Raw genomic sequence first — 18,776 nt, 5'->3', positions numbered from 1 at the left:
GATCAGTCTTCCCGCAGGTACTGGTACAAGGTTTCGCGACTGATGCCGAAGTCACGGGCCACCAAGGTTTTTTGATCGCCTGCCGCGACTCGCTGTTTCAACTTGGCAATTTGTTCGCTGTTCAGCGATTTCTTTCGTCCCTGGTAGGCACCGCGCTGCTTGGCCAGCACGATTCCCTCGCGCTGGCGTTCGCGGATCAGTGCGCGCTCGAACTCCGCAAAAGCCCCCATGACCGACAGCATCAAATTGGCCATCGGTGAGTCATCGCCGGTGAACGCCAGCCCTTCTTTGACAAACTCCATCCGCACGCCCCGTTGTGTCAGCCCCTGAACGATGCGGCGCAGGTCATCGAGATTGCGTGCCAACCTGTCCATGCTGTGCACCACCACGGTGTCGCCCTCGCGCACAAAGGCCAGCAGCCTTTCAAGTTCGGGACGTTGCGTGTCCTTGCCGGAAGCCTTATCGGTGAATACCTTACCGACTTCGATTTGCTCCAGTTGCCGATCAGGGTTCTGGTCGAAGCTGCTGACGCGGATATAGCCAATGCGTTGACCTTGCAAGGTGCCTCCAAAGGTAAAAGTGTCAGGATGAAATCCATTACCCTTGGCGGCTTGTGTCAATAAATACAAACTACAACTCTATTCTGACGTGCTTTGCGCCAAGCATCTGACATCAGGTTAGGGTATAGCTTAACCGGACACCTCGACCTCTGTGCCTTTACTGCTTTTCGGTACAACCGTCAAGAACAGGCAGAGCGCTCCGATAGTTATCGCCACATCAGCGAGGTTGAAGGCGGGCCAGTGCGCAAGTCGCCAATGGAAGTCAAGGAAATCAACAACCTGTCCACGCAGCACACGATCCGCGACATTGCCCAGCGCACCGCCGAGGATCAGGCTGTATCCCATCGCTTCGAGACGGGGCAATTGCTGGCACAGCATGCGTCCCAGCCAAGCAGAAACGACCAGGCCCAGCGTGATGAAAAAGTAACGTTGCCAGCCGCCAGCGTTCGCCAGAAAGCTGAATGCCGCGCCGGGATTCAGGACATGGACGAAGTTGAAGAAGGGCGTGACTTCGACCTGTTCACCGTAGGCAAACGTGCGGGTGATGGCGAACTTTGCGAGCTGATCGGTCATGACAGCACTGGCGGCCACTGCGAACCAGACCCAAGTCGATGTGCGGCGAGCCGATTGCCACACAGGGACGGCCAGCGGCATCAGCCACCCGGCGAGCGCCGTGCAACTCAATCCAAGTACCCACCCCGCCAGCACATCGGCAGGAAAGTGCATTCCGGCTGCGATGCGTGACCAACCGACCAATGCGGCGTACAACACCAAGCCGATGCGGCCACGACGGCCTATCAAAGGCCAGAGCGCGCCGACCACCAGCGCGGCATAGGTGGCATGCCCGCTGGGCAGGCTGTAGTGTCGTTCGATGCCCCCGATAACGCGCACCATGTCGCCAAAAACGGCAGGCGGGCGTGGAAAGTCGATCCATAGCTTCAAGATGGTGGCGACGAGAAATGCCAACGCAAAGGCCACGCTAAAGACTCTGAGTCTGTACCGGATGGCATCGGCCCGCGTTGGGTCAGGTGCCGACTTTGACCATCCCCACATCGCCAAGAGCATCAGTGGTGCAGTCCAGTAGTTGCCTATCACAAGGTTGAAGAACGATGCCAGCGGTTCCAGCGCTGCAGGTGTGCTCATGTTGATGGCTTGGAACAACGCGATGTTCAGACCACCCCAGTCGTAGAGAAAGAATTTCCAGCTCATTTGCGCAACAGCCTCAAGCCATTGCCAACGACGAGCAAGCTGGCCCCCATATCAGCAAACACCGCCATCCACATGGTCGCTTGACCCGTGAAGGTCAGCACCAGAAATACTGCCTTGATGCCAAGGGCCAGCACAATGTTTTGCATCAGCACCTGCGCCGTCGCACGCGACAGGCGCACGAAGGTCGGAATCTTGCGCAGGTTGTCGTCCATCAGGGCCACGTCGGCGGTCTCGATTGCGGTATCTGTGCCAGCCGCTCCCATTGCAAAGCCGATGTCCGCACGCGCCAAGGCCGGGGCATCGTTGATGCCATCACCGACCATGCCAACCTTGCCGCTTCGGGCCAGTTGCTCCACTTCGCGCAATTTGTCATCTGGGAGTAGGTTGCCTTGCGCACGGTCGATTCCGGCTTGTGCGGCAATGGCCTGTGCCGTATGGGGGTTGTCGCCGGTCAGCATCATGGTGTTGATGCCCAGTGCGTGCAGCTCGGCGATGGCGGTCCTGCTGCTGTCCTTGATGGTGTCCGCTACGGCGAATAAGGCATGTACCGCCTTTGCGCCTACCAACATCACGACGGTCTTGCCAGCGGTTTCCAGCGCAGCGATGCGCTGCTCCAGCTCTGGTGTGCACTGCCCCAGCTCTTCGAGCATCCGGTGGTTGCCCAGATGGTAGGTCGCACCGTTGATTTGGCCTTGCACACCCCGACCGGGCAGCGCGTTGAATTCGGCCACGTCGAGCAAGGCAACCCCGTCCGTCTGCGCGGCCTGTGCCACCGCCTTGGATACAGGATGGTCCGAGCGGGCCGCCAGACTGGCAGCGATGCTGCGGCTGTCCGAGGCGAGTGCATTGCCCCATGTGACAAAGTCGGTCTGTGCGGGCTTGCCGTGCGTGATCGTGCCGGTCTTGTCCAGAGCCAGCCAGCGCAGCTTGCGGCCTTCTTCCAGATAGACGCCACCTTTGATGAGAATGCCGTGGCGGGCGGCGGCGGCCAGGCCGCTGACGATGCTGACCGGTGTAGAGATCACCAGTGCGCACGGGCAGGCGACCACCAGCAGAACCAATGCACGGTAGATCCAGTCGAGCCATGCCGCACCCATGAACAGCGGCGGCAACAACGCGACGGCGATGGCAACGCCGAATACAACGGGGGTGTACCAGCGGGCGAACTGATCGACAAAACGCTGAGTCGGCGCACGACTACCTTGCGCAGCCTCTACCGCGTGAATGATCCGGGCCAAAGTGGAGTTGTTGGCCAAGGCGGTGACGCGGTACTCGAACGAGCCGGATTCGTTGATCGTGCCAGCGAACACCGAATCACCGGGGGATTTTTCGACCGGGAGGCTTTCACCCGTGATCGGGGCTTGGTTGACGGCAGAGCGGCCTTCCAGCACCTCACCATCAAGGGCGATGCGCTCACCTGGTTTGACCCGGACGCGGGCGCCGATGGTGATTTGCTTGGCGCCCACCTCGCGCCATGTGCCGTCAGCCTGCTGTACCGTGGCCTGTTCCGGGGTCAGGTCGAGCAGGCCACGGATAGCGTTACGAGCGCGATCCAGCGATTTGGCTTCGATTACCTCGGCCAGCGCGAACAGTACCATCACCATTGCCGCTTCGGGCCAGTGGCCGATCAACATGGCACCCGTGACCGCAATCGACATGAGGGCGTTCATGTTGAGATTACGGTTCTTGAGCGCAATCCACCCCTTCTTGTAGGTGGAGAGGCCACCCGTGAAGACCGCGACAAGCGCCAGAACGACAACCGACCAGTGATTGCCGTTGTGGAGCCAGTAGACCGCCTCGGCCGCCGATGCAGTGACCAAGGAGATGCCCAGCGGCCACCAGTTGGTCGGCGTGGTCACAGGGGCGGCGGATGGAGATGCGACCTCTGCCGTGTCCACGACCTGCGCCTCGAATCCAAGCGCTTGCAGTGCCACGAGCACGTCTGGCAGAACCTGGTTCGCATGGCGTACCGACAGCGTGCGCTGCATCAGGTTGAAATCGAGATCAGCAACACCGGCCACGGTGCCGAGCTTGTTGCGGATCAACGTCTCTTCGGTCGGGCAATCCATCTTGGCAATGGACAGCTTGGTCGTCTGCTCGGCCGACGCCTGATCCATGCGCACAGCTTGCATGCCGATGGCCTTCAGCGCCTGCTCGACGGGAGACAACGAAGGCAATTCGTGTCGCACGGCCAAGGTACGTTGCATCAGGTTGAATTCAAGACCCGCCACCCCCGCCAGACCGGCCAGTTTGCTTCGGATCAGCGCCTCTTCGGTCGGGCAATCCATGTTCTCGATGCGGTACACCGCTTGAGCCGATCCGGTTGCCAGCGGGGCCGGTGCCGTGGGTTGGATGATCGGCTCAGTCGTGCAGCCACACCCCTTTGAAGCGCATTCGCTCATGAGTAACTCCTGAAAATCTTCTATTCAGCCTCCATTAAAATCTCTATAGTCACTATAGAGTCAAGTGATAATTGGAGATTGATGCATGGAAATCAGAATTGGCGACCTCGCCAAGCGCTCTGGGTGCGAGGTCGTGACCATCCGCTACTACGAGAAGGAAGGGCTACTGCCGAAGCCAGCGCGAAGCGGTGGCAACTTCCGGCTGTACGGTGAGGCGCACATTGAGCGCTTGCAATTCATCCGTCATTGCCGTTCGCTCGACATGACGTTGAGCGAGATTCGCGCATTGCTGGGTCTGCGAGACAACCCGATGCAGGACTGTGGGGAGGTCAACACGCTGCTGGAGGCCCATATTCAACAGGTGGAAATGCGTGTGTCCGCGCTGTTGCAGTTAAAACGGCACTTGGTTGATTTGCGCGAGAAGTGTTCTGGCTCTCGATCTGTAGAGGCGTGCGGCATTTTGCAAGGGTTGGGCAATTGCAATTGCCATGGTGAAAGTGCCACGAACAGTCAAACATCTGGGTAAGTAAGGGCTTAGCGTGCTTTATTTTCCGTTTTCTGAGGCGACCCCTATCTTGCCTTACCATCCTCGTTTTCAAAGGCGACAAACTCTTTAAAACAACCTTCATGCCGCATATGCAAACGTTCACAGAGTTTTTGAGAGGCCAGATTGTAAACTTCTACCCAGGCATACAAACGCCTGGCATCTTTTACTTTAAATAAATAATCAAATAGTGCAGCAACTGACTCGCTCGCATATCCCTGACGTTCATAACGTTGATTAAAATGCCAGCCCACTGACCATGTATTGCTGTCTGGCTCGTCGCTATTGTCCGCAAAAAAATGTCCGATTAACGTATCAGTTTCTTTTAGACAAACGGCAAACTGCGCTGGGTCCGTGGCTCGTTTAGCCACGTCGCTCTCCGCCTCGGCTAGCGAATGTAACTTTTCATCATTAAAGCAAGGAGCACGTGGTGAAGAGAGGTAATCGAAAAGTGCTGCCGCATCCTCTGCCTTAAAAGGGCGAATGATTAACCTTTGAGTGACAATGATGTTCATAATGTCCTTGATAATGTTATGCCAGCCAGTTCAGCAAGAAACCTGCTTTAAACTGGCCGGGACACAGGGCAGAGATTAGCCGTTCCGGCTATTCCCAGGTCTGCCTTTTCGCATGCCAGTAAATCGGGTGATCGCCACGAAAAATACCGGAACAAAGAAAATGGCCAGTAGCGTTCCGCTAATCATCCCGCCGAATACACCGGTGCCAATCGCATGCTGCGTGCTGTCGCTGGCTCCACTGGCGAGCATCAGCGGAACAACACCTAATGTGAAAGCCAGAGAAGTCATGAGTATTGGCCGCAAGCGCTGCTTTGCTGCCATCAATGTCGCATCAATAAGGCTCTTTCCTTCATTCATCAATTGTCTCGCGAACTCGATAATCAAAATCGCATTCTTGGCGGAAAGTCCAATCAGGGTTATCAGGCCCACTTTGAAAAAGACGTCATTCGTCATATTCGTAACGGATACGGCGAGCACAGCGCCAAGCAGCCCCAGAGGAACAACGAGTATGACCGCGAAGGGAACGGACCAGCTTTCGTAAAGCGCAGCCAGCACCATGAATACCACCAGTACCGAGAGCACAATAAGACCCGGAAGCTGTGATGCGGACTCCCTTTCCTGTAACGAACTTCCCGCCCACTCACCGGCGAACCCCGGTGGTAAGTGCTTAGCCAGCTTGTCCATTGCCGCCATTGCGGTACCCGACGATTTTCCCTGTGCGGCACTCCCGGTAATGCGTATGGCAGGATACCGGTAAAATCTTTATCAATACTCTGCACCACGCCCTTGACCTCAACCTTTCGGCCACCAATCTTGTCATCCGCTGCAACTTCGTTTTCATCGTAGAATGCGGTTAAAGCTTTAGCCGTAGTTCTTTAAACACTACCATCAGAGTCATCACTACCGGCGTTAGCCTTAACGGATTGCTTCGGACCATTTAAGGCTGCGGTAAACTAAGAAATGACGCTCTTATTTCTGTATAACTGACGAACTCAGTGCAGGAATGAGGTTCGGTTTTGTCTTTAGCGACAACTTTACCTTTTTCATGAATCATCATGCCTGCATCCGTACCGAGGATAATGGTGTCATGAATAATTGAATATGCAGGGGTTCCTTTCTCCATGCCCTGTGTGGCTTGCGCTAATACTCCTTTGGTTGATTGTTCACTCGGTTCTTTGGCGTTGATTTCACCTTTTATCGCCAGCTCACAGGTTGTAATGAATCGCGTTCGGATATAGGCTGCGGCGGAGTTATTATAGTGCTGCAGATTCCAGGTGCTACGGGATGCTTGTTGGCCAGCAATCACAGAAAAAGAGAAAACGATGAAGGACAGCGCTAACGTTTTTTTCATTTCCATTCTAGAGAAAAATAAAAATAAAAATAAAAATAAAAACAAAAACAGGCGGCTTAAGAGGCGAGTTAACTCACGGTGGCTTTGGCGTTTATTGGATGCGGGTTTAAAGGTTCATTACTCGGTCAGACTTTGCCGTCGCACCAGAGAGTAGAATATGCTCCCTTGTATTCAGGTCGATACCGATAATTGACGGTGAAAATTCTCCCGTTGTGTCGTACTGAAGACCATAGTATCGGTTCGGTGTATCAGTTTCACTATCAACTCGTGATTTTACGTTGATAAACACTACGTGGATAGAAGGCAGATCCTTTTCACTTGCTGCTATTCTGATAGCTTCTATATGGGCGATATTCCGTTTAAACGTATCCTGTAACTTAAGCCGCCGTTTATCCGGAAATTTAGCCCATATTGAGTCGTTAATATCACCTTTAAGCGTCCCAGCGTAGTTTCTTTTTTCTAATAAATAAATGCCGTGGGCATAAATAGCACATGAGAAACATGAGTGGTTTGCCTGCTTTTATGGGTAATGTCAGGTCACGTAGCAGAATGACACTATCTCCCTTCAGTAACGTACTAGGTATTTGACTTTTTTGCAACCGTCTAATTGTTGGATATCAAGGTCAGAATACAAAGAATATTAGCTGTCGGCAGGAAAATGACAGTGACGCCAGCGATGTTGGCTATTTCGAAATCCATTTATCATCCCAGATGGTGGATGCTTGTGGATTACAATCTACTGCCCAGTTTTTCTGCATCTTATTTTAGCACATCTGTAGCTGAAATTACAGACTTGTTATACGCCTTTCAGGTTATACGCCTTTCAGAGCGCCCGGTAATTGCAGATCTCTCTACCTTCAGCGGCTATGTTACCAAGGCTTCTGAATTTCTCATCCTGATGTGCTTCGTAGCGCCTGATTTACAAGTTTCTCATGTTCTCCTCCTGTATCCGAATAGTCTACACAAAGGATTTAATCCACTATACCAGACAGGGGAAGATTTTAGACAACACCCATACGTGTTTTGCCAGAATGCACAAAATAGTTTTAAGGTGTTTAAGCGCAGCGCCGATGCTTGATAGGCAGTGATAGGGATTGAGAATGTGGAATGGACGAATAATGGCATGAAAAAAAGTTACTTTTTACGTACCCTGTATATCCGTGAAAGTTTGATTAATACTTGTAACACTTTTACTCAAAAAGTTGAACACGGTCGATTTTTCCATGTTTAACTTTTTATAAAAAAGTTGAACATAAGAATCCACTCCATGTTTAACTTTTTATAAAAAAGATGAACATAAGATTTCACTCCATGTTTAACTTTTTATAAAAAAGTTGAACATCAGAGTTCACTCCATGTTTAACTTATTCATGAAAAGTTAAACATAAGGCAGCATTACCATGTGCGACTTTTATCGAAGAAGTTGCACATAAGCAGTAGACTGAGTACAGGATTTTGTTAAGTGAAGACCACTTCTGGTAAAAAAGTGTTACATGCATTAGCATTGTTCATAATCAGCTGATCTGACTAATTGACTAAAAGTGTTACAGGACAGGGGGTTCAGAAAAGTTAATTTAAACCTGATCTTCTGAGGCTTCAGATTATGTTTTTTCTCTTAAGGGGGGCAGATTTTTACTGCCTTGCATTTACAAGGCCTAAAGGAGGGGATGTACAAGATGCTTGCTGATACACAAGACGCCTTATCCCACTCCCCTCCCGGGTTTTACAGTGTGAAATGCCTATAATTCGGGATTTCATCACCTGACAGAATCCCTGCATTGCTAGGTTTAGTTGATTAAAAATGTCCATATCTCAGTACTGATATTGTTTCAACTTATTGGTGAATGTGAGTTTTTTTCTTAAAGGGTAGCGTATTACCGCCAAAAATATGTGTTATTATCTGGCGTTAATTCTAAGTTTATTTTTAAGTGAGTTCACATGTCTGAAGTGCTCAAATCATTAAACAATATCCGTACTCTTCGCGCTCAGGGCCGTGAGCTTCCTTTAGAAATTCTCGAAGAAATCCTTGAAAAGTTAGAAGTAGTTGTCTCTGAACGTCGTGAGGAAGAATCATCCAAAGCAGCTTCCCTGCAAGCTCGTCAGGAAAAATTTGAAGCCCTGCGTAAATTAATGGAAGAAGATGGTATTAACCCTGAAGAGCTAATGGGCGCATTCTCTTCAAAATCTTCCTCACCGAAGAAATTCCGTGAGCCTCGCCCTACCAAATATACATTTACTGATGAAAATGGTGAGACCAAAACATGGACGGGTCAGGGACGCACTCCTAAAGATCTAACTGAGCAACTTTCAGCAGGTAAAACTCTGGATGATTTCTGATCTAAGTCAGATTTAATGAAAGTGTACGCAATATTCAACCCATTAAAAGTGGCCGTAATCTGGCCTTTTTTGATACTGTCTTTTTATGAGTTTAATATTTCCTATTTATGATAAAGGTTATTGGTTGTTTGAAGGCCTCAAGATTTTCGGTTATTTTTTTAGCATTCATTTAACTATTAAATTTCCCTCACAATGTTATGCTTAAATGAAATTACTATATTATGACGGATGGCCGTTATTTGCATTGGATTCGATGCATAACAATACATGCAATAAAAACCTTTTAAAATTAAGCTTTAATCCATCCTGTTTTTTGGAACAGGAGGTTGCATTTCTCTGTGCTATATAGGTTAGGCAGATATTATGGGGCGCGCCATCTGTTTGTTGATTCGACTTAATGGTATGTGAACTAAGTGGTGACTTATACTACAAATATGTTGCGGATATACAGCCCAGTGAAGTTATAGTTCGGCCATGTTTAAATACAAAATTCGCTTTGCGCTATAGCAGATAAGAATCTGGTCTATAACACATCATGTTTACCATTAAGACGGGATGCTGACGCCCAGCTTATGTATTTTCGAACGGTATGACTTTAGGCTCATCCATCGATGGTAATACCAGGAATGCGAATCTCGTTAATAAAATCCGGATCTATTTCCTCCCACAATTGGCCAACATGGACCGCTACTGGATTTTCCATGGCGCTTACCTTTATCCTTAATTAGCTTAATTTTCTCAAGTGACCCACCCGTTCGGATTGAAAGGATTTCATCCTTAACACCTTAATCTTTGAGCTCACATATGATAGGACGGTATTTGAGTGGTACAGGTTTTGCCTTTATCACAGTGATTCCTTATCAGTCATCCATTGCTAACGGTCGAGGTCCGCATGAAGACGAGACTTCCGGCGCTGTAAATCAGCTCTCTGCGCTCAGGAAAAGACATAGCCGCTATGTAGGGGAAAGCGCCATTGTTCACATATTGTAAACGGGTATGGGCGGTGCTATCATGTTCACATAATGTAAACGGATGGAACGACCGCAAGATGCACGTAATTTCAAAAGAGCCTTTTGAGGAAGCGGCAAAGCAATATCCCAACGATTCGTTAGCCGTTCGGGCGCTGTACCGCTTAGTCCGCGAGACGGACTTTTCTTCTCCAGCTGAGATGCGAACGCTGATACCGAGCCTGGACAATTTTAAGTATCGTAATAAGTGGTGGGTGTTGGATGTAGGGGGCAACAACTTGAGGGTTATCGCCTATATCAATTTCGTGAATAAACGCTTCTATGTGAAGCACATCGCCACCCACGCTGATTACGACAAGTTGACCCGCTATTACAGGGAGAACAAAGAATGATTACCGACACTGCAAAAGCCATTGAAGCAACCAAACAACTCGTAGCTGCTGTTCCCTTCCTGGGGGGCAGTTCGTCCGAGAGCGATTACCGCGAAGCGATAGAGTTGGTGGACTATCTGATCGAAAACGACGACGAGAACCCGCTTATTGACTTCCTGGCGAGTAAAATTGCTGACTATGAGGATAACAGCCCTCGTTTCGCTGAATTCAACAAGGCTATCGCTGAAATGCCAGTCGGCGTTGCCCTTCTGCGCACCCTGATTGACCAGTACAGGCTGTCTTATTCTGACCTTAAGGAGGAGATCGGCTCTAAATCGCTGGTTAGCCAGATTCTCTCTGGTCAGCGGTCACTGACAATCATGCACATTAAGGCGCTGTCTGCTCGTTTTGGTGTCAAACCAGAGTGGTTCCTTTGACTGTCACGTAGTCCATAAACATTTTCTCTGCTGCTCTGGTGATTTTCCTGCAATCGCCAGAGCGTCAATAAACGGCTGCTTTTCCAACGCGAACTGATCAGCCAACTGCTCCAGTCCCTTGTTTTTCTCTTCCTCTTTCTGTAACGCTGCCTCTTTCTTGGCGGCATGAATCGCCACGGATAATCTAGACACTTCCTAGCCGTTGATAATACTGGTTTTCATATTCTGTCGGTGACATCTGATCGCTGGAACCATGCCGACGCTTACTGTTATAAAACATTTCGATGTAATCAAAAATATCACTGCGGGCTTCTTCCCGCGTTCCGTAGCTCTTTTTCTTTATCCGTTCGCGTTTCAACAACTGGAAAAAGCTTTCTGCAACCGCATTATCATGGCAGTTACCGTGACGGCTCATGCTGCCCTCCAGGCCGTGTGATTTCAGGAACGACTGCCACTCATGGCTTGTGTACTGACTGCCCTGATCCGAATGAACCAGCACCTGTTTTTGGGGATTACGGCGCCATACAGCCATCAGCAGTGCGTTCAGGACAATGTCCTTTGTCATCCGGGATTGCATGGACCAGCCGATAATTTTGCGTGAGAACAGATCAACAACCACGGCAAGATACAGCCAGCCTTCGTGGGTCCTGATGTAGGTTATGTCCGTTACCCAACGCTTATCCGGAGCATCCGGATTGAACTGTCGCTGGAGCCTGTTGGGCGACACGATACTGGCCTCGCCTTTACGTGCCCGCGGGCTCCGGTATCCGACCTGAGCCTTTATCCCGACACGTTTCATCAGTCGCCAGACTCTGTTCACTCCGCACTGTTGCCCGCTGTCACGCAGATCCAGATGGATTTTGCGATAACCATAGACGCATCCCGATTCCAGCCAGAACTGTTTAATCTGTCCTGTCAGTCTCAGGTCTGCCTGATGGCGTTGTGAATGCGGCTGCTGAAGCCAGGCGTAAAAACCACTGGGATGAACATCCAGCACCCGACAGAGCAGGCGAACAGGCCAGCAACAGGAGTTGTCACGGATAAAGGCGTACCTCAGTCGGACAGCTTTGCGAAGTACGCCGCGGCTTTTTTTAATATGTCCCGTTCGTCGGTAACCCGCTTCAGCTCTTTCTGGAGACGGCGGATCTCGGCCTGAGCATCTGACTGTTCTTTATTAATGGAAGGATCCGGACCGTACTTCTTTATTCAGGCATAAAGGCTGTGGGTGGTGATATCGAGACGTGTTGCAACGCTGGCAACAGAATAACCGCGATCAACAACCTGTTTGACTGCTTCAGTTTTAAACTCTTCGGGATAACGCTTACCGCTCATGGGCACCTCTCTTTAAGCCATCTTAAATGACTCTGAGGTGTCTGTTAAACCCGTGGCGATTCATTACCATACATAATTCTTTGCTCAAGAGGACTCTTCACTGAACGAAAAGCACGAAAATGTACCCATAAAAAAACCTCCGCAACAGCATGATTTAATAGGATTTAATATCAAAATTTCAAGCTGAAATTCCCATGATTCCCCTAGTAACAAACACCTGACCATAGTGAATTTATGACAATTAGTTAACTCTAGGTGTAAGTATCCCTGCAATCCGCGCCATTCACTTTTAGAGGTCTTCCGATGCCCCCTAGGGAGATCGCTATGCGTAAGATCTGATTCACCGAGCACCAGATCATCGCCGTTCTGAAGTCCGTCGAAGATGGCAGGACCATTAAAGATGTGTGTCGTTAAGCCGCTATTTCCGAAGCCAGCTATTAAAACTAGCAGGCGAGATATGGCGGGATGGAAGCTGCTGATATCAAAAAATCAAAGATCTTGAGGACGAGAATCGTCGTCTTACCCCCATTAATCAGTAACAAACCACCCAAAAATGCACGCTAGAAACGCTACGTAAAAATCTACCCGATGACTGGATATGCACTCAATTGAATAACCCCCGGTTTCAGTCCGTTTTATCGGGATTAGCCTTCTGTTTAGGTAAGTCCGGAGGCTTCACTTGCTGATTAATTTGCGCGCGACGCGTAAGCCAAGGATGGTCAGCTTTAGATTTTACATAGAATTTTGAGCGTAAATCTATGCGGGCATTATCCACACGTTCATGGACACTCTTCTCATAATCCAGTGGTATAGGCTCCGGACCATCAATATACTTTTACCACCCCAATAATTTCCCGACATAAAGAACGTTCATTTCACCGTCAAAGCTTTAGCAAACCGTGACAACCGAATGTCGAAGTCGATATCCCCGGCCTTCACTGCGTATCTGAAACTCAATGCTTTTGTACTGGAAAGTGAGATTTTTGGAGAGAACGCGCCTCGCCTGAAGACTCAAGATATAACCCAGTTCTTTCAGAATGGTGTACATCAAGGTGGGCATTATCAGCAATACGAGGCGGCGTAGCGAACCGGTCGTTATACGCTTCAATAAATGTCGGCAATCATGCGTTTGCTGTTTCAATATTGCTGATACCCTGAAGCCGCATTTCCTTAACCAGCCTGTCCTAGAGTGTCTGATTGGCGCGTTCTAACCGCCCTTTTGCCTGCGGGCTGTTGGCATGGATTGGCTCGATGCCCAGTGCCTTTACCGCACGTGTAAACTGAGTCAACTCCCCTTCCCGCTCCGGGTTATTTACTCGGAATATACTGTGTCTGTCAGAGTAGAGAACCAGTGGTATGCCATGATCATTAAGGTAACCCCGAAGGGTTTCCATGTAGCCCGGGTTGTCTCTGCAGGAGCGAATCGCAGCGCTATCAGAGCATTGGTGGCATCATCGATAAAGACTATCAGTGTGCATTTGGGGCCCCTGCCTTCAAACTATTCATGAGGCGAGCCATCGATGTGGATGAGTTCACCGTAGGATGGAAGTCGCATGCGGCGCTGATATATTCGGACAAGTTTATGACGACGTTCACGCCATATCCCCTCCTCTACCATCCACTTCCTGAGAGTTTCAGTGGATAAACACAAGCCGTGTATCTCGCACAATTTCTCATTGATAAGGCCAACAGAACCTTTATTTCGATATCGATGCACCAGACGTTTAACTTGCCGGATGGAAATACCAATTCGCACCGCCGCTTGTTCCTGATTATATGGCAATTGATTGAGTCCTGAATAATCTGAAGTCTGTCAAGTTCCTTATGTCTCATCGTAATTGTTTCTTTTACCATGTCCCCCCAGATAATTGTCTGGGGACATTTTAGAATGATTCAAAGGGGACATTACAGCTTGGCGTTAACAATGGCCTTACCTCCCTTGCCTTGCGGCAGTTAAAAGGCTATTCTGTTTGTGTCGAGTCAAACAAATGGCCTCGTTTTGTACTGACACCCAAAAGTTGGACAGAATAAACGAAGCATCTAAGAAAGAGTCCATGGAATACATGGGCTTTTTTTCCTTAAAAAGCTAAATTAACTATTCCACTGCCAAATATCCATTTTTCTGCTTTCTCCATGCTCTTCTCTGTTTCTACAACAACCTGTATTCAAGCTTTTCTAGTGTAGATTTAGCTTTTAAGTCTACACCAGTTAATTGAGTAAGGTCCGATGCTTGTTGAAGTAAAGATTAATTGAGTTATATAGAGCATTTTTACATCTATCGCATGCGCACTTTTATCACTTCGAAGAAGTCAAATCTATACATATGCCAAATATCTACACCTGCTTAGCATAAGCTTAAAAGCCAGTCGATCAGACAGACACGCGCTTCACCGTGACAGGTTGAACGGCGCCGAGTCAGTTTTCTTCCGCAAGCCAATGCATCGCGCTCACACGGCGGGCCACCTGTTGTCACGCCAGACTTACCGTCATCCATGTCATGGACAATCAGGTTCTGCAGCAGCCCGACGGAGGCGATGGTTTCAGCCAGGCTGCATACGCTGTCTAAGGAACACAGGATGGTTCGGACGGTGAAGGAGGATTTAACGAGATCAGACAGCGGAACAGTCTCGGTCTGCGCAGCATCGATCGCCGCCTGAAGTGCAGCCAGTTAGGCTTTGTTTGGTTTCTTTACGCTGGCCTTTTTTACGGTTCTTGCTTTAACATCTGTTACTGACATAGTTAGTACCACTCCGATATTCACGATTGTCGGTCCTGCGGAGTTGGCGCTCCGACAGGGTATTTTCTTACTGAACCTGCTCTGGTGAGGTCGCCGCGTGTCTGATGTAGCGGTTAAGGTGGTTCCCCGCATCGGGTTCGAAATTTCACACCCGCGCCATCAGTCGTCCGTTGTAGTAACGAATGGTCAGACGGAAATGTGCCTCCTGATCGTCTTCAATCATCACATTGGTATACTGCGCCGCCACTGCCTCTTCCCGGGTTAATGCCCCTTCCGGCAGCATCAGAGCCGTTTTTTCAGCCCGGCATTCAGGACGGCCGCCAATTCCACATCTCCAGGTGATCTTGACCCGCCATCTCCGGACAGCTTTTGTATCTTAAGTTAACGATGTCCGCTGCCGCCGATATTCCCTCGGGGAGTGATAGCCCAGCGCGCTGTGCGGGTGGTTTTCATTGTAATGTGTGAACGCTGCTGCAAGGTTTCGCAGGGCTGTTCTCACATCTGGTTTTGCCATGAACGCGATATAGTCTTCCTTCATCGTCTTCACGAACCGTTCGGCCATGCCATTGCTCTGCGGGCTGCTCACCGCTGTTGTACACGGCTCCAGATTCAGCTCTCTGGCGAACCTCCGCGTTTCATGCGCGGTATATGCTGAACCGTTATCCGTCAGCCATTGAACCGGTGTGGTCGGCAGCCCGTCGCCGAAGCGCTTTTCCACCGACCTCAGCATCACATCCTGCACCGTCGAACTGTCGTAGCCTCCTGTGCTCGCTGCCCAGTCTATGGCTTCTCTGTCGCAGCAGTCCAGCGCGAACGTGACCCGCAGCTTCTCACCGTTGTCGCAGCCGAACTCGAAGCCATCTGAACACCAGCGCATATCGCTTTCTGCCACCGCGATTTTGCCCTTATGTTCACGCTTCGACCGCTCTGGTTTGTCATGCAGTAACAGCAGATTATGCTCGCTCATAAGCCGGTAAAGCCGTTTGGCGTTCACGGGGGGCAGTCCCTCTGTACGACGTTGCGTACGCAGGATGCCCCACACACGGCGATAGCCGTAACTGGGCATATCGCTGATGATATCGAGGATCTCTGACAGTATTTCAGCGTCTGCTTCGTCATCACGCCGGTTACAGCGCCTGTCCTGCCAGTCGGCAGAACGGTTAATTCGCAGTGACAGCTGCGCACGCGACACGCCCATGGTGCGGCTGACCAGCGCTATTCCCCGTCCTTTGGCAACAAGGGCGCGTACGCTATCCATTTTCGCGACTGAGCGTACTCCACGGCTTCTTTCAGGATCTCAACTTCCATCGTCTTCTTGCCCAGCAGGCGCTGAAGCTCCCGGACCTGCTTCAGAGCAGCAGTAAGCTCAGAAGCTGGAACAACTTCTTCTCCGGCCGCAACGGCGGTGAGGCTGCCTTCCTGATATTGCTTCTTCCACTTAAACAGCAGGCTGGGCTGGATGCCATGCAGGCGGGCGACATGGGAGACATTCATGCCCGGCTCCATCGTCTGCTGGATAATGGCGATCTTCTCCTGAGGAGTTTTACGTTTACGGACTTCTTGCCCTAACAGGATCCCGGTCATCTCAAAATTGGCGTTAGTGTTAGACATATATTCAAGCCTATCTCTTATCTGGAGATACAGCTACTGTCTGGTGTTTCAGGGGGCTACATCAATTCCACATCTCCAGGCGTGGGCACATACTGCACCTCCGGCTGGCTATGAAATTCCTTCAGGGTTTTGCTCACTACACACCTCCTTCTGAACAGGGTCTGGCCTTCAAAAACCACATTATCCGTTGAGTTTCCGGAGCCGCGGCTTTAACGCTTTATGGTAAACCACTGTTTTTTTTCCACGGATAAATGCACTTCATCCGTTTGAGACCCTTCGCCGCAGGGGCGTAAACATCATTGGCAGACGCAGCTGTATGGGGCAAGCGGGAAATTTATTCCGGTCTAATGAAGCGAACCGGAATGGCCGGGGGAAATATATTGCGAAAGGGTTTGTCAACCAAGAAGACTGTGGTGCTATCAGCACCCGGCAGGAGAGCCATAAACGGAGAAAAGGCATACGGTGAGAGATGGGCAGGGACACGCCGTAATGACGTAAGCCGCGCGCATTGCCCTCTGCATGGCATCGATAACACCAACGGCATTGATGCCATGCCTGAAGCGCAGGAAGCGGCGCGACTGAGCGGCGCAGCCATTCCGGCTCCTGCGAGCATGGATGTTGCGTCATGGGATGGACACCCGCTGCCCCAGAGGAGCTTGGCAGAGACAGCATCGTTGGCTCTGTATGAAGCATGACAGCCCGACCGGACGTCAATTGTAACCTCAAGAATTAAAAAAATTATCAAGTTGTTGTTTTATAATATTATTACCTTATGAATTTGTTATATTGCTAACTTGCGATGTCATTAAGATGTGATGTTGCTAACCAGTAATTCCTTTCCACCTAAGGTTCAGACCCTTACCAGCGCCTTTTGCGTAAAGACCTGACTTAAGGATGGTTAGAATCTCAGGCAAAAGTCCCGGTGAAGGGAGTTCTCGACATCGCCTCCTGAAAAGATCTTTCTACTTTTTATGGGCTTCAGCCATTTCGATATATCGCAGATTATTTGCGGTCGGCAGCAACGTACTGATGCGATAGAGACGCACCCGCTCGTTAAAATATTCTTTGAGATGTTACGGTTATTCTCTGGCCACCGCTTCAGGTATAACCGGCATATTCATACATTCTTGTATGCAACAGCGGATGTGACAAGGTCTACAGCAACCTTGTCTTGGTCTTCTTTTCAAAACTTCGCATTATTTGCATCACTTATACGCGCCTCCGACCCTGTAATATCCCGTCATCAAGCTTAATCTCATCCGCACATACGGGCTACAGACAGCACAGGTGGGCAGATTGCCTGCCAGGTTTATAGCGGCTTAACCACCTGCCGTAGCCCTACCCCTTCCCAACCTTCAAAATGAAGTGTCCGCCCATATACACTCAACAATGACAGGTCATGAAGTAGCAAATTTTATCGACTACCTACGCGGTCGTCAGTTTCCCCTGACCTGAATCACGACGGCTGGTATTAATCATGTTTTGAACTGACGCAATATGCCAAGGGTCTGTGGATCGAGTTTCATGATGCTCTCCTTAGCGGCAGGGGATCCCCCTGCCCGTCCTAATCAGTTGTTGAACACATTACCGTCGACAAACACCAGACCGCCGCTGAACAAGTCACGCGCGTAGGCTTCAAAATCAAAGTAACTACGAAGCAACTATGGAATCTCGTTCAACAGGCCGGAATACCTTCCCAGTCTTGGAACATGAGTTGCGGATCGTGCTCGTTTGAATGCAGGGCATATCAGGATTCGAGAAAATCCTCTTTTCCGTCAAATCGGTCAAGTCGAACCACTTTTCGAAAATGCTGCCGCAGTTGTATTTGTGCCAAGTGCCAACGTATACAGCCGGTGTTGTTGTGCTCATGAAAATTCCTCCGTGGTATATGTCGTCTGAGTTCCGGCTTACGCCGTGCCGAAACGAAGCCCGACGAATAGTGGAGAATGCAATGGGCGTTACAGGAGGCCGTGGCGCAGAAAATATCCTAGGCAGCTTGTACGGTTATCGAGCGGATAGTGAGCGAGAGAACGACGGGAAGACCGGCTGCAGACATTAGATAATAACTGCGATGGGCGAGGATGACGGACAAGCGCACCCTTGCAGCCGCAGCGGTCGGGCTAGATTAGAGGCACGGCGTTTGCCGCAGTCTGCACGAATGTCACTCGATGCGTGGCCATAACACCGTGTAGGTCCCGCGGTAAGCCGGACTACATGACATCCTTTTTTCAAGCACTGAGAGCTCAGTTAATACTCCTTTTCCTGACACATTGTGCACAGGCTTACCCACCGATTCAGTGGATAACTTTTAAGGTAAAGTTTAAAAATTCATAATCTGATGCGAGCTGACTAGATTGGACCACGGTCCCAGTTATGGGGTCGGGACCACGGTCCCAGTTATG

The 18,776-nt window shown here is 50.1% G+C and carries 13 protein-coding genes and 5 pseudogenes; 6 read left to right on the top strand and 12 right to left on the bottom strand.

Going from position 1 to position 18,776, the window contains the following annotated elements; all coding sequences use genetic code 11:
- Positions 1-2: 2 nt before the first annotated feature.
- From ACF8PE_RS06665 to ACF8PE_RS06655, 3 genes are all read right to left on the bottom strand, one after another.
- The gene (locus ACF8PE_RS06665; protein ID WP_270736440.1) at positions 3-560 is read right to left on the bottom strand and encodes a recombinase family protein; all 558 of its coding nucleotides are present in this window, start codon (positions 558-560) and stop codon (positions 3-5) included.
- A 129-nt stretch (positions 561-689) separates the two neighbouring features.
- Positions 690-1,769, bottom strand: a complete 1,080-nt coding sequence (gene lspA / locus ACF8PE_RS06660; RefSeq protein ID WP_392494698.1) for a signal peptidase II — start codon at positions 1,767-1,769, stop codon at positions 690-692.
- Positions 1,766-4,171 carry a heavy metal translocating P-type ATPase gene (locus tag ACF8PE_RS06655; protein ID WP_034375348.1) on the bottom strand — a complete coding sequence of 802 codons (2,406 nt, stop codon included), beginning with the start codon at positions 4,169-4,171 and terminating at the stop codon, positions 1,766-1,768. Before ACF8PE_RS06655 ends, lspA begins: the two co-directional genes overlap by 4 nt.
- 85 nt (positions 4,172-4,256) lie before the next feature.
- Here ACF8PE_RS06655 and cadR point away from each other — a divergent pair, with 85 nt between their 5' ends.
- The gene (cadR, locus tag ACF8PE_RS06650; RefSeq protein WP_003804130.1) at positions 4,257-4,697 is read left to right on the top strand and encodes a Cd(II)/Pb(II)-responsive transcriptional regulator; all 441 of its coding nucleotides are present in this window, start codon (positions 4,257-4,259) and stop codon (positions 4,695-4,697) included.
- Between the two features lie 44 nt (positions 4,698-4,741).
- Here cadR and ACF8PE_RS06645 read toward each other — a convergent pair whose 3' ends face one another.
- The 3 genes and pseudogenes from ACF8PE_RS06645 to ACF8PE_RS06635 all read right to left on the bottom strand — a co-directional run bounded on the left by ACF8PE_RS06645 (position 4,742) and on the right by ACF8PE_RS06635 (position 6,581).
- Positions 4,742-5,230: a GNAT family N-acetyltransferase gene (locus ACF8PE_RS06645; RefSeq protein ID WP_103793613.1), complete on the bottom strand. Its 489-nt coding sequence runs from the start codon at positions 5,228-5,230 to the stop codon at positions 4,742-4,744.
- A 75-nt stretch (positions 5,231-5,305) separates the two neighbouring features.
- Positions 5,306-5,992: pseudogene (locus tag ACF8PE_RS06640) on the bottom strand (efflux RND transporter permease subunit); the annotation flags it as partial.
- A 175-nt stretch (positions 5,993-6,167) separates the two neighbouring features.
- Positions 6,168-6,581, bottom strand: a complete 414-nt coding sequence (locus ACF8PE_RS06635; RefSeq protein WP_103181181.1) for a hypothetical protein — start codon at positions 6,579-6,581, stop codon at positions 6,168-6,170.
- A 664-nt stretch (positions 6,582-7,245) separates the two neighbouring features.
- Here ACF8PE_RS06635 and ACF8PE_RS06630 point away from each other — a divergent pair.
- The 4 genes from ACF8PE_RS06630 to ACF8PE_RS06615 all read left to right on the top strand — a co-directional run bounded on the left by ACF8PE_RS06630 (position 7,246) and on the right by ACF8PE_RS06615 (position 10,694).
- A complete protein-coding gene (locus ACF8PE_RS06630; RefSeq protein WP_130588776.1) occupies positions 7,246-7,659 on the top strand; it encodes a hypothetical protein in 414 nt (137 codons plus the stop codon).
- An 860-nt stretch (positions 7,660-8,519) separates the two neighbouring features.
- Positions 8,520-8,918, top strand: a complete 399-nt coding sequence (locus tag ACF8PE_RS06625; RefSeq protein ID WP_103181183.1) for an H-NS family nucleoid-associated regulatory protein — start codon at positions 8,520-8,522, stop codon at positions 8,916-8,918.
- 1,048 nt (positions 8,919-9,966) lie between these two features.
- The gene (locus tag ACF8PE_RS06620) at positions 9,967-10,278 is read left to right on the top strand and encodes a type II toxin-antitoxin system HigB family toxin (RefSeq protein WP_045898923.1); all 312 of its coding nucleotides are present in this window, start codon (positions 9,967-9,969) and stop codon (positions 10,276-10,278) included.
- Positions 10,275-10,694: a type II toxin-antitoxin system HigA family antitoxin gene (locus ACF8PE_RS06615; RefSeq protein WP_103181184.1), complete on the top strand. Its 420-nt coding sequence runs from the start codon at positions 10,275-10,277 to the stop codon at positions 10,692-10,694. Before ACF8PE_RS06620 ends, ACF8PE_RS06615 begins: the two co-directional genes overlap by 4 nt.
- Before the next feature lie 3 nt (positions 10,695-10,697).
- On the opposite strand, the gene ACF8PE_RS06610 is transcribed toward ACF8PE_RS06615, so the two are convergent.
- Positions 10,698-10,871, bottom strand: coding sequence for a hypothetical protein (locus tag ACF8PE_RS06610; RefSeq protein WP_223610755.1), 174 nt, complete (start codon positions 10,869-10,871; stop codon positions 10,698-10,700).
- A gap of 7 nt (positions 10,872-10,878) precedes the next feature.
- Positions 10,879-12,026: pseudogene (locus ACF8PE_RS06605) on the bottom strand (IS3 family transposase).
- 354 nt (positions 12,027-12,380) lie between these two features.
- On the opposite strand from ACF8PE_RS06605, the pseudogene ACF8PE_RS06600 reads away from it, so the two are divergent.
- A pseudogene (locus ACF8PE_RS06600) lies at positions 12,381-12,547 on the top strand (transposase); the annotation flags it as partial.
- Positions 12,548-12,651: 104 nt separating this feature from the next.
- Here ACF8PE_RS06600 and ACF8PE_RS06595 read toward each other — a convergent pair.
- The 4 genes and pseudogenes from ACF8PE_RS06595 to ACF8PE_RS06580 form a co-directional block, all read right to left on the bottom strand.
- Positions 12,652-12,801, bottom strand: coding sequence for a hypothetical protein (locus ACF8PE_RS06595; RefSeq protein ID WP_158250578.1), 150 nt, complete (start codon positions 12,799-12,801; stop codon positions 12,652-12,654).
- Between the two features lie 2,110 nt (positions 12,802-14,911).
- Positions 14,912-15,046: pseudogene (locus ACF8PE_RS06590) on the bottom strand (DUF905 family protein); the annotation flags it as partial.
- Positions 15,047-15,139: 93 nt separating this feature from the next.
- Positions 15,140-16,347, bottom strand: a protein-coding gene (locus ACF8PE_RS06585; RefSeq protein WP_103181205.1) for an IS3 family transposase whose coding sequence is annotated in 2 segments (ribosomal slippage) — positions 15,140-16,026 and positions 16,026-16,347 — 1,209 coding nt in all. Because the reading frame shifts where the segments join, the coding sequence is not laid out codon by codon here.
- Positions 16,348-17,942: 1,595 nt separating this feature from the next.
- Positions 17,943-18,249, bottom strand: a pseudogene (locus ACF8PE_RS06580) (antirestriction protein ArdA).
- Positions 18,250-18,776: the final 527 nt, after the last annotated feature.

The sequence above is a fragment of the Leclercia sp. GLN_9 genome (assembly GCF_043105735.1).
In the GTDB taxonomy this organism is placed as follows: Bacteria; Pseudomonadota; Gammaproteobacteria; order Enterobacterales; family Enterobacteriaceae; genus Enterobacter; species Enterobacter adecarboxylatus.
Note: the sequence above shows the minus strand (reverse complement) of the source record. Positions and strands in the feature narration are given on the sequence as shown.